The sequence below is a fragment of the Cytobacillus sp. Hz8 genome (genome assembly GCF_042263505.1).
GTDB lineage: Bacteria > Bacillota > Bacilli > Bacillales > Cytobacillaceae > Bacillus_BE.
Genome location: NZ_JBHKFI010000026.1, coordinates 1 through 12,183, shown reverse-complemented (window position 1 = coordinate 12,183; position 12,183 = coordinate 1). Strand labels below are relative to the sequence as shown.

The window sequence follows — 12,183 nt, the reverse complement described above, 5'->3', positions numbered from 1 at the left end:
ATCCTAGGACTTATGTAAGATTTTCTGATGATATATGTGAAACTGAATAATCTATGCAGCAGTGAATATTTGAATATTTTTTTTGAAATAGTGTTAATGAAAAAAGAAATAGATTAATAAATTATTTACTGAAAATTTACACTTTTTTAGTTGAAATACAAAAATATGGGTGAATTGGCATAAAAGTTGCAAATAGATTAAATATATTGAAGTTAAAAAGTTGGAGGCGAAAAAGATTAAAGCAATGCCGGTTTAAAAGAAAAAGATAATAGGAGGAATGATAGGTGAAAAATGGAGCACAATTAAATCGGTCACTAAAGTTGTGGCAAATCGTCATGATGGGTTTGGCTTATATGACGCCAATGGTGGTGTTTGACACCTTTGGGATTGTGTCTGGTGAAACAGGAGGACATGTCCCAACGGCATATGTTATTGCATTAATTTGTATGCTGTTCACAGCATCAAGTTACGGAAAACTGGTGAAGGTCTATCCAACAGCGGGATCTGCTTATACGTATACTCAAAAGGCAGTTAATAGTCATTTGGGATTTTTAGTTGGTTGGTCATCCTTGCTTGATTATTTATTTTTGCCAATGGTTAATGCTTTATTATGTAGAATTTATTTACATGCTTTATTTCCCTCTGTTCCCTCTTGGATTTGGGTCATCTTATTTGTTGGATTAGTTACATTTTTGAATTTGCGAAGTGTTAATATTTTAGCCAATTTTAATACGCTATTTGTTCTAATCCAGTTATCTATTATGGTTGTTTTCATAATTCTTGTTATTAAAGGGCTTAATAGTGGTGAAGGTACGGGCCAAGTATTTAGCATTCAGCCATTTTTCCATGATGGTTTACAGGCTTCGACTTTGATTACTGGGGCGACCATTCTTTGTTTTTCCTTCTTAGGATTTGATGCAGTTACAACTTTATCGGAAGAGACCCCAAATGCAGTAAAAACCATTCCAAAGGCCATTTTCTTAACAGCTTTATGGGGTGGTGTCATCTTTATTGCAACTTCTTATTTTATTCAATCCTTTTTTCCTGATATTTCTAGATTTAAAGATTCTGAGGCGGCTTTACCGGAAATTGCCCTTTACGTTGGTGGAAAATTATTTCAATCTATTTTTCTTTGTACAACATTCGTAAATACGCTTGCTTCAGGACTTGCTTCACATGCAAGTGTTTCAAGATTACTCTATGTTATGGGTCGAGACAATGTGTTTCCGGACAAATGGTTTGGTTACATTCATCCTAAATACAAAACTCCATCTATTAATGTCTTCATCGTAGGAATTGTATCTTTAACGGCGATTTTTTTAGATTTAGTGACTGCGACGTCTTTAATTAATTTCGGTGCCCTAATGGCCTTCACCTTTGTCAATGTGTCAGTAATCAGTCATTTTGTCATTCGTGAAAAACAACATAAGACAGTAAAAGGATTTTTTAACTATTTAGTAATGCCATTACTCGGTGCCTTTGCTGTTGCTATTCTCTGGATAAATATTGAAGGCAGCTCATTAACAATGGGGTTAATTTGGTTTATGTTAGGATTCTTCTATCTGATTTATATAACTAAAGCGTTTAAAGAAGCCCCTCCTCAATATGAGATGGAAGAAATACAAATGTGATAAGAACTACATATTAGATTTTTGGAACACATTTTAAAAGATGAATGTGTTCTTTTTTTGGATATTGATGGTTCTCATGCAAAAATGAATAACCCATGCAAATGTACATATGGAAGGGTTATAAAAATTTAAAATCAAGATTATGATTTTGAGTTACCTCAAGAAAAATGGTGATTTGCCTTCTTTGGCATGAAAAATGCATTTATTATAAATAACAATGAATAAAAGAGGTGTTAATTATGTCGACAAATTCATCTATTGTTAAGAGTACTTCATTGAAGAAGGGAAAAGAGGAGCAAAGTCCCCTTAAAGAATTTCAGGAAATTTTACAGGAGGCAATCCAAATTTTGAGATATCCTTCTGAAGTTTATGATTTTTTGAAAAATCCAATGAGGTTTCTGGAAGTAAATATTCCAATCAAAATGGATGATGGTACGACAAAAACATTTATTGGTTATCGTGCGCAGCATAATGATGCAACTGGCCCTACTAAGGGAGGAATTCGTTTTCATCCGGATGTTACACCGGAAGAGGTAAAGGCATTGGCGGGATGGATGAGCTTGAAATGTGGAATCACCGATCTTCCTTATGGCGGAGCAAAGGGAGGAATTGTCTGTGATCCAAGACAAATGAGTATGGATGAATTAGAAAGACTAAGCAGGGGTTATGTTAGAGCGGTTAGTCAAGTTGTGGGTCCAACCAAGGATATCCCAGCTCCTGATATGTATACCAATTCGCAAATTATGGCTTGGATGCTAGATGAATATGATCATATTCGAGAATTTGATTCTCCAGGATTTATTACTGGAAAACCATTGTTATTAGGGGGATCAAAAGGAAGGGAAACTGCTACTTCATTAGGTGTCTTCTATACAATTCAACTCATCAGCCAATTGCAAAAGCTTCCAATGGAAGGGATGAGGGTCATTATTCAAGGCTTTGGAAATGTCGGCAGTTATCTTGCTCAGTACTTACATGAAAATGGTGCTAAAGTTGTCGGCATATCAGATGTTGTTGGGGCGGTATATAACCCAGAAGGCCTTGACATCCCATATTTATTAGACCGCAGAGACTCATTTGGAGTAGTCTCAAATTTATTTAGAAATTCCATTTCTAATCAGGAATTATTGGAAAAGGAATGTGATATTTTGATTCCGGCAGCGATTGGTGGGGTAATCACAAAGTTTAATGCTGAAAGATTACAATGCAAAATAGTCGTTGAGGCTGCAAACGGACCAACAACAAAGGAAGCAATCCAAATTTTAAATGAAAAGAAAATCATGGTCGTTCCAGATATACTCGCCAATTCAGGCGGGGTTATCGTTTCCTACTTTGAATGGTGCCAAAATAATCAAGGATATTACTGGACTGAGAAAGAGGTAGAAGAACGTTTAAAAGAGAAAATGACTACTAGTTTTCTCAAAGTTTTCAATACCGCGAAAAAATATCGTGTCAATATGAAAATTGCTGCATATATCGAAGGCATTCAAAAAATAGCCGAAGCATCACGCTTACGAGGATGGGTGAAATTTTAATTTTTAAAAAGAGGAGATGACTAAATGAAATTTGAAATTATATCAGAACTAAATGAAAAACAATCAGTTCATTATTACTGTATTTTAACGCAAAATCATCGTTATGATCTCTCGATTACTTATTCAAATTATTTTTTAGGTAAGGCCATGGTAACTTCACTTCAAAGTGGAAGAATGGTATTACTTTGTACCGATGATATCTCTATCGAACAAAACTGGGCAAGGGCTTTGGATATTGAGGAGGATGATATCCAAGAGTTTCAGGACTTTTTCAAAATGGTGCTGCAATCCTCGGCATTACAAGAACAATATTGAAATAAATGGGAAAAGGAGATGAGTGTTCATCTCCTTTTTGTGTGGATATGTAGGTTTTTGTCGAGAAAAGTAAATAGAGTTTTTAGACTTTTGAAAAAATATTATATAAAATATATTTATGAGGATGCTAAGGGAACAAAGGGGATGGCTTGAGATATGTTTTCAGTAAAAAAGGAAAAAATCAGAGGAATGGTAGAGTTAGTCATCGATGAAATGGGAGAGGATGAAGTCATATCAATAGAAAAATTAAAGGATCCTTTTTTATTTCTAAAGAAACAAAATCGCCTGTTTGCTTACGTACATATTAATGAAATAGTCCAAGGGAATGTTCAAACCCAAAAAATAATTTTAAAGACTCTTTTGGAACATTCAAGAGAAATTGAAAGTTTATGTCAATTATCCAATAACATTACTTTCCCAGCCCTGTTTCAAATTATAGGGGAACCGATTGCGATTGTTAAAAGCCAAGATTTTAACTTTGCTGGATATATTCGAAGGGAAGATGTCTTGGCAGAATTATTCAAGCAGGAAAATACGAGTGGGAATCTGTTGAAAATTATTCTTGCCTCAATTCCGATGGGAATGTTTGTCGTCGATAAGGATAAACGGATTATTAATTATAATGATGCTGGTCTTAAGATGATAAAGTCGTCCCATGAAAGGATATTCAACAAGAAGGCTGAGGATATTTTTAATTGTCATCATGTCAATACAGTTTTTTCCTCTGGTAATACCATTCTTAATACTGTCCAAATAACAGATGAAATGGGGATTCTTGTTGATTACAGCCCAATTATCAATTTTATGAATGAAGTAGAAGGAATGGTGATTATTGTTCAAGATTTGCCTATGGTTGAAGAAATGGCTTTAGAAATTGAGAATATAAAAAATTTGAATAAGGATTTAAATGCTATTTTATCGAGTATCTATGATGAAATTCTAGTTGTAAACCATAAGGGTGAATTGATGCGGTTTAGTGATAATATTATTCCTGGTTTCTGGAATGTGGATTTAAAGGAACTGATTGGGAAAAACATTTTGAAACTCGAGGATGAGGGATTATTTTCCCCGTCGGTTACTCGGTTAGTATTAGAAAAGAAAAAGAAGGTTTCCATCGTACAGGTAACGAATTATGGAAGGAAGATTCTGGCTGTCGGGAATCCGGTATTTAATGAAAAAAACGAATTAGAACGGATCATTATTGCATCAAGAGATATTACAGAAACAGCACGTTTAAAAACGGAGCTTAAGGAGATGAAAAAAATCTCAGAACAATATAAAAAAGAGCTTGATACGTTTAAATATCAATCGGAATTGACGAAAAAATTGATTTACCGCAGTTCCAAGATGGAACATATTATCAATCAAGCGAAAAAAATTGCTGATTTCTCTTCAACGGTACTCATTAATGGAGAATCAGGAGTAGGAAAGGAAGTCATTGCCCAGGCAATTCATCAATTGGGAAGAAGAGCGAATAAACCATTTATTAGCTTGAATTGTGGAGCTATCCCAGAAAATTTATTAGAAAGTGAGCTATTTGGATATACAAAAGGTTCATTTACAGGTGCAAATAAAAACGGAAAGGAAGGATATTTTCAACAGGCTGATGGAGGAGTGTTATTTTTAGATGAAATTGGAGAACTTCCCCTTCATTTGCAAGTAAAATTACTCAGGGTATTACAGGAGCATGAAGTGATTCCAATTGGAAGTGCAACCCCGATTAAAGTAAACGTCCAAATTATTGCTGCAACAAATAAGAGCTTGGAAAAGATGGTCGAAAACGGAAATTTCCGTGAGGATCTATTTTACAGGTTAAATGTTATACCACTTTATATACCGCCATTAAGAGAACGTACAGAAGATATTTCCGTTCTAGCCTTTCACTTTTTACAACAATTAAATGAAAGATACAATAAAAACTATCACCTAACTCCAGATGCCATCAATGTACTAGAATTTTATTCTTGGCCAGGAAATGTTCGGGAACTGCAAAATATTATAGAAAGATTAGTTGTTTCGGCAGAATCAAAAACGATCGATGCGGAATTTGTGAGTCAATTTCTGTCACTCGGGTATGATATAAAAAAATCCAAACCAGTTATTACAAGAGTAATTCCATTGCAGGAAGCAATGGAACACGTCGAGGAGCAATTAATTCTTCTTGCGATGAAGCAATACAAAACAACGACAAAAGCAGCGAAAGCATTAGGAATTAGTCAGTCATCAGTCAGTAGAAAATATCAAAAAATATTGAGTGAAAAGAAAATTGCGGATGGTTTTTCCTTATATTAAAAAGCTGATTTTCTCCATTTTGGGGGAAATTAGCTTTTTTCTTCTTTTCTCACTATGCAAAAATAAATACCCTATGCAAATCTGAATAGATTAATGGCCGATGATTATGAGTATCTTTCTGCTTACATGGGGTTGATTAGTTGGCATGATTTTTGCATCTAATAATTTATGAAGTTAAATAAGGAGGGTTTACGCAATGATTGAGCTACAAATGTATATAAATGGGGAATGGAAAGAATCAAGTAATCATGAAAAACGCCCAATTGTAAATCCGGCAAATGGGGAAGTGATCGCGTACGCACCTGAAGGAACCATTAAAGATGCCAGAGAAGCAATCGATGTTGCAAGAAAAACTTTTGATGAGGGGATTTGGTCGGATTTACCTGCTGTTGAAAGAGCCTCCTACTTATTTAAAATCGCCGGCAAAATTGAAGAAAATCAAGAAGAATTAACGAGACTTGAAACTCTGGATAACGGAAAGACATTAAGAGAAGCAGGATACGATATTTTAGATGCAGCAGCGTGTTTTCGTTATTATGCAGGTCTTATTACAAAACCAGATGGCCAAACCTATCATGTTGCAGATCCGATGCAAGCGATGGTCGTTCGAGAGCCAATTGGTGTATGTGGATTAATTGTCCCTTGGAATTATCCCCTTCTTATGAGTGTTTGGAAAATTGCACCTGCACTTGCCGCTGGTAACACAATTGTTTTTAAGCCATCAGAAATTACGCCTGTAACTCCAAAAAAACTCTTTGAAATTATGGATGAGGTTGGAATTCCAAAAGGAGTAGCCAATATGGTATTTGGCGCTGGTCCAGTTGTCGGGCATGAGATTGCTGCCAGTTCCAAAGTTGATATGGTCTCATTTACCGGAGGGACCAAAACAGGAAAACATATTATGAAGATGGCAGCAGACACGATGAAGAAGGTATCTCTTGAGTTAGGAGGGAAATCTCCCAATATCATTTTTGCTGATTCAGATTTAGAAACATCTGTAGACTATGCGTTATTTGGAATCTATTCCGGAGCGGGGCAGGTTTGTTCAGCCGGATCAAGAATTCTCGTTGAAGAGAGTGTTTATGATGAGTTTGTAAACCAATTTGTGGAACGAGCTAATGAAATTAAGGTGGGACCTGGTAATGATCCGGATTCTGAAATGGGCCCTCTTGTAAGTCAACAGCATCTAGAAAAAGTACTTAAGTATATTGAAATTGGTCAACAAGAAGGTGCGAAAATTGCCGCAGGTGGCAATCGAATTGTTTCAAATGGTTTGGAAACCGGATATTTCGTAGAGCCGACCGTTTTTGTTGATGTGCAGCAGGACATGAGAATTGTCCAAGAGGAAATCTTTGGACCGGTTGTGGTGATTCAAAAGTTCAAGGATGAAGAAGAAGCTATTAAGCTTGCTAATGATACCGATTATGGACTTGCGGGTGCGGTATTTACTAATGATGGGGCAAAGGCTTTAAGGGTTATCAAAAAATTACGGGCAGGCATCACCTGGATTAACGCTTACCACCCAACTTATAACGAGGCACCATGGGGAGGATACAAGCAGAGTGGAATTGGACGAAGCTTAGGAACATTTGGTTTAGAGGAATTTCAAGAAATTAAGCAAATAAATATCAATTTACAAGTTGAACCTATTGGTTGGTTCGCAAACAAAAATGAATAGGAGTGATTAGGATGAGTATTGATTTGAATAAAGAGGTAGTACCAACAACGGAAAAAACAGATGTGACGGATTATATTCATAAGGTTTTAAGTTTAATAGAAAAAGAGCAAGTGACAGAAGAAGATGCAAAATGGATTACTCAACAAACAGTAGAAGGATTTCGTGAGCATGTGAATCCAGGGTTTTTGGATTATCGTAAAACGGTAACAAAGGATACTCAATTTGCTGCAGTGGAATGGTCAGATGGGGGTTCATGTTTTACTGATGTAAATGGGAAGCAATATATTGACTGCCTTGGAGGTTTTGGAATTTATAATGTTGGTCATCGTAATCCCAAGGTTGTAAAAGCTGTTACGGATCAATTAAATCGCCAAGCACTGCATAGTCAGGATTTACTCGACCCGCTTCGCGCTATGCTCGCAAAAATTCTAGCGGATATTACACCAGGTGATTTGAAATATTCATTTTTTACTAACAGCGGGACTGAGAGTGTGGAGGCAGCATTAAAGCTAGCTAAAATGTATAGTGAACGGACTACATTTATCTCAACGACACGAGCTTTTCATGGAAAAAGCTTGGGTTCATTATCGGGTACAGCAAAAGGAATGTTCCGCAAACCGTTTTTACCATTAATTCCAGGTTTTCGTCATGTGCCTTTCGGAGACATTGATATGATGAGAAAGACTTTTGAAACTTGTTCCTTAGTAGGAGAGGATGTAGCAGCTGTTATTCTAGAGCCAATTCAAGGGGAAGGTGGAATTATTCTTCCACCAGATAATTATTTGAAGGAAGTAAGAGCTCTTTGTAATGAATATGGTGCATTGTTGATTCTTGATGAAGTTCAAACGGGTATGGGTCGAACAGGAAAAATGTTTGCTTCTGAACTATATGATGTTGTGCCAGATATTATTTGTCTTGCCAAAGCATTTGGAGGGGGAGTAATGCCAGCTGGGGCTGTTGTGGCTAAAGAGGAAGTTTTCAAAAGTTGGTTTGAAAATCCATTCATGCACACAACTACCTTTGGCGGAAATCCGCTGGCATGCGCTGCAGCCATAGCGACGATTGGTGTTTTAATTGAAGAAAAACTTCCTGAACGTGCTGCTCAAGTAGGAGAATACTTCTTAAATGGCTTAAGAGAGGCTGCGGTTGGACATGAAGATACGGTCCTTGATATAAGAGGCAAGGGACTAATGATTGGAATCGAATTTCACCAAGACGAAATTGGCTATGAGGTCTCTAAAGGTATGTTTGATCGTGGAGTTTTAGTAGCAGGTACTTTAATTAATTCAAAAACAATTAGAGTGGAACCATCTCTTACAATCAGCTATGAAGAAGTTGATACAGTCATTAAAACCTTTAAAGAGGTTCTAGCACAATTAGACAAATAGGAATCATAAGTTAAAGAAAAGGGGTGGTGTCAAATGGATACTAAGAAATTTGTAAAGCAATTAACAGAAATTCCAGGTCCAATTTCTAAAAGTCTACTTGAAAGAAGAAACGCTATTGTTCCAAAGGGAATCAGCAATAATTGTACATCATTTGTAAAAAAAGCTGAGGGTGCCATTGTTGAAGATGTTGATGGAAATACTTATATTGATTTTGCTGGTGCTATTGGAACCCTAAATGTGGGACATTCGCATCCCAAGGTCGTGCAGGCCATTCAAGAGCAAGCTGAGCAGTTTATTCATACTAGTTTCAATGTGATGATGTATAATTCTTATATAGAGCTAGCTGAAAGACTAGCTGAATTAGCACCTGGATCTTTTTCAAAGCAGGTAGCTTTTTTCAACAGTGGAGCGGAAGCTGTTGAAAATGCGGTTAAAATTGCCAGAAAGTATACTAAGCGTCAAGGAATTATTTCTTTCACAAGAGGATTCCATGGAAGAACTCTTATGACAATGACGATGACGAGCAAAGTAAAACCATATAAATTTGGCTTTGGTCCGTTTGCACCTGAAGTGTATAAGGCGCCATATCCATACGTATACCGTAGACCTGAAGGAATGAGTGAGAATCAGTATATTCAATTTACAATTGAGCAATTTGAGCAATTTTTACTTGCAGAAGTAGCACCAGAAACAATTGCTGCCGTTGTGATGGAACCTGTTCAAGGTGAAGGGGGATTTATTGTTCCTGATAAGGAATTTGTGGTAGCCGTCAGAGAGATTTGTAAGCAATACGGGATAATATTTGTGGCAGATGAAATTCAAACTGGTTTCGCCAGAACTGGTAAATATTTTGCGATAGAACATTTTGATGTGGTTCCTGATTTAATGACCATTTCAAAATCATTGGGAGCAGGAGTTCCAATCAGTGGAGTCATTGGTAGAAAAGATATAATGGAATCAGTTGATGTTGGTGAAATTGGAGGAACCTATTCAGGAAGTCCATTAGGATGTAAGGCGGCATTAGCTGTTTTAGACATTATTGAAGAAGAAGGGCTCAATAATCGTGCGGAGTACCTTGGTGTAAGAGTAAGGGAAAAAATGTCTCAGCTTGCGGAAAAATTTGAACAGATCGGGGATGTCCGTGGGCTTGGCGCGATGTGCGCAATGGAATTTGTCACGAATCGATTGGATAAAACACCGAATAAACAAATTGTTGGAAAAATCATTAAAGAAGCTAATGAAAGAGGATTACTTCTTTTAAATGCAGGAATTTACAGCAATGTGATTCGCGTGCTAATGCCTTTAGTTATTACAGATGAACAGCTTGAGGAAGGTCTAAATATTCTCGAGGAAGCGATTGAAGCCGCTTTGGCTCTTCAAAATCAGTAGGGGATGAAATAGATGAGTAATGTAAAAGAAAAATATCAGATTTATCCTATGTATATCGATGGGGAATGGGTTGGCAGTGATCATGAAGTATTTACGGAAATTGTAAATCCTGCAACGAATGAAATTATTGGCGCAGTTCCTACAGGTGGTGAATTTGAAGCTATTAAGGCAGTTGATGCAGCGCATCGTGCTTTTCAAACATGGTCTAAGAAAACGGCAGAAGAACGTTATCATATTTTAATGAAATGGCATTATCTAATTGAAGAAAATAAATTAGAGCTTGCTAAGGTCATGACCATTGAACAAGGAAAGCCATTAAAGGAAGCTGCTGGTGAGATTTCTTATGCGAATGGATTTATTTCCTGGTTTGCTGAAGAAGGAAAACGAATCTACGGAGAAACGATTCCTGCCTCCCATCCAAATAAAAGAATTCTAGTAAGGAAGGAACCGATTGGAGTTATTGCTGCCATAACCCCATGGAATTTTCCAGCTGCGATGATAACGAGAAAGGTTGCACCAGCTTTAGCCGCTGGCTGTACGGCAGTGGTTAAACCAGCTAATCAAACACCGCTAACAGCTTTGAAGATGGCTGAACTTGCAGAAGAGGCAGGTATTCCAGCAGGAGTTCTAAATATTGTAACTGGTAGATCCTCTGAAATCGGTGAAACATGGTTGAAAGACAGTAGAGTAACAAAGCTTACTTTTACAGGATCTACTGAAGTAGGAAAGACTTTAATGAAGGGTGCAGCAGATACAGTAAAAAAGGTATCATTAGAATTAGGTGGAAATGCACCATTTATTGTCATGGATGATGCAAATTTGCAAAAAGCTGCAGAAGGTTTGATTCAATCAAAATTCCGCAATGCTGGTCAAACATGTATTTGTACGAATCGAATTTATGTGCAAGAATCAGTAGTAGAGGAATTCATCGAAATCTTTCAAAAGGAACTTGAGAAGGTTAAGGTTGGAAATGGTCTCGAAGAAGGCGTGGATATTGGTCCGCTAATCGACCAATCAGCTATTGAAAAGGTAGAATTCTTAATGAAAGACGCCTTAAAAAATGGCGCGAAGGTGGTTTTTAAAGGAAAAAAACCTGATACAGAAGAAGGCTATTTTTATTCACCTGTTATTCTTGATCGTGTAAATGATGATATGCAATGTATGAAAGATGAAATTTTCGGTCCAATCGCGCCAATTTCCACTTTTAAGACCGAAGAGGAAGTAATTATGCGAGCGAATAACTCTAACTACGGTTTAGCAGCCTATGTTTATACCGAAAACCTAAGTCGTTCTTTTCGAATTACTGAAGGTTTGGAATATGGAATAATTGGTTTAAATGATGCTCTACCTTCAACAGTTCAAGCTCCATTTGGCGGTTTTAAGGAAAGCGGCCTTGGAAGAGAAGGTGGACACTATGGAATTGAAGAATTTTTAGAAGTGAAATATATCTCAATTGGATTAGATATTTAAAAAGTCTATGTCAAAAGTCAACCATTCTGAATTTTAGATGGTTGATTTTTTTTGAGTTATGGTTTGAAGCCAAAACATTTTAGGAGGATTGCAAATATTTTTAATAATATTTCTTTAAAAAATAGCTTGAAATAGAAATGGTTTTGATGGTAATATACATTTTGTCGAATTGATATAGCACAGTTAATTGAGTGATAGTAGAATATTATTCTTTTAAATTAATATAGAAATTGACAGTTTATATTTTACGTTGGTAAGATGAACGTCTGTTTTTTGCAGTAATGTTTCTTTTAAGGAACATCGGCAGAACTGTTGACAATCTTGAAATGAAATGCTATATTATAAAAGTTGTTTTGATATTGCTCTTTGAAAACTAAACAAACCATACGTCAACGTTAATTCTATTTTTAAAATTAAGAGCTAATCTTACTCTTTTTCGGAGAGTTTGATCCTGGCTCAGGACGAACGCTGGCGGCGTGCCTAAT

8 protein-coding genes are annotated in these 12,183 nt (G+C 36.5%); all 8 read left to right on the top strand.

What is annotated here, in order from left to right:
- Nucleotides 1–335: 335 nt before the first annotated feature.
- The 8 genes from ACE38V_RS21260 to ACE38V_RS21225 all read left to right on the top strand — a co-directional run bounded on the left by ACE38V_RS21260 (nt 336) and on the right by ACE38V_RS21225 (nt 11,698).
- Complete coding sequence (locus ACE38V_RS21260) at nt 336–1,631, top strand: APC family permease (RefSeq protein ID WP_483863922.1); 1,296 nt, start codon at nt 336–338, stop codon at nt 1,629–1,631.
- A gap of 239 nt (nt 1,632–1,870) precedes the next feature.
- Nucleotides 1,871–3,166 carry a Glu/Leu/Phe/Val family dehydrogenase gene (locus tag ACE38V_RS21255; protein ID WP_375844518.1) on the top strand — a complete coding sequence of 432 codons (1,296 nt, stop codon included), beginning with the start codon at nt 1,871–1,873 and terminating at the stop codon, nt 3,164–3,166.
- A 24-nt stretch (nt 3,167–3,190) separates the two neighbouring features.
- Complete coding sequence (locus tag ACE38V_RS21250; protein WP_375844515.1) at nt 3,191–3,481, top strand: SAV0927 family protein; 291 nt, start codon at nt 3,191–3,193, stop codon at nt 3,479–3,481.
- 156 nt (nt 3,482–3,637) lie between these two features.
- Nucleotides 3,638–5,773: a sigma 54-interacting transcriptional regulator gene (locus ACE38V_RS21245; RefSeq protein ID WP_375844514.1), complete on the top strand. Its 2,136-nt coding sequence runs from the start codon at nt 3,638–3,640 to the stop codon at nt 5,771–5,773.
- 196 nt (nt 5,774–5,969) lie between these two features.
- Nucleotides 5,970–7,451, top strand: a complete 1,482-nt coding sequence (locus ACE38V_RS21240; protein WP_375844511.1) for an aldehyde dehydrogenase family protein — start codon at nt 5,970–5,972, stop codon at nt 7,449–7,451.
- Between the two features lie 11 nt (nt 7,452–7,462).
- The gene (locus ACE38V_RS21235) at nt 7,463–8,839 is read left to right on the top strand and encodes a putrescine aminotransferase (protein WP_375844509.1); all 1,377 of its coding nucleotides are present in this window, start codon (nt 7,463–7,465) and stop codon (nt 8,837–8,839) included.
- Nucleotides 8,840–8,872: 33 nt separating this feature from the next.
- A complete protein-coding gene (gene gabT / locus ACE38V_RS21230) occupies nt 8,873–10,228 on the top strand; it encodes a 4-aminobutyrate--2-oxoglutarate transaminase (protein WP_375844507.1) in 1,356 nt (451 codons plus the stop codon).
- Between the two features lie 12 nt (nt 10,229–10,240).
- Nucleotides 10,241–11,698 (top strand): NAD-dependent succinate-semialdehyde dehydrogenase, encoded by a 1,458-nt coding sequence (locus ACE38V_RS21225; protein ID WP_375844505.1) that lies wholly within the window; start codon nt 10,241–10,243, stop codon nt 11,696–11,698.
- Nucleotides 11,699–12,183 lie beyond the last annotated feature (485 nt).

Bases quoted from the DNA above. Each gene is read 5' to 3' on its own strand.
- ACE38V_RS21245 (WP_375844514.1), top strand. From the start codon at position 3,638: ATGTTTTCAGTAAAAAAGGAAAAAATCAGAGGAATGGTAGAGTTAGTC.
- gabT (WP_375844507.1), top strand. From the start codon at position 8,873: ATGGATACTAAGAAATTTGTAAAGCAATTAACAGAAATTCCAGGTCCA.
- ACE38V_RS21250 (WP_375844515.1), top strand. From the start codon at position 3,191: ATGAAATTTGAAATTATATCAGAACTAAATGAAAAACAATCAGTTCAT.
- ACE38V_RS21225 (WP_375844505.1), top strand. From the start codon at position 10,241: ATGAGTAATGTAAAAGAAAAATATCAGATTTATCCTATGTATATCGAT.
- ACE38V_RS21260 (WP_483863922.1), top strand. From the start codon at position 336: ATGATGGGTTTGGCTTATATGACGCCAATGGTGGTGTTTGACACCTTT.
- ACE38V_RS21255 (WP_375844518.1), top strand. From the start codon at position 1,871: ATGTCGACAAATTCATCTATTGTTAAGAGTACTTCATTGAAGAAGGGA.
- ACE38V_RS21240 (WP_375844511.1), top strand. From the start codon at position 5,970: ATGATTGAGCTACAAATGTATATAAATGGGGAATGGAAAGAATCAAGT.
- ACE38V_RS21235 (WP_375844509.1), top strand. From the start codon at position 7,463: ATGAGTATTGATTTGAATAAAGAGGTAGTACCAACAACGGAAAAAACA.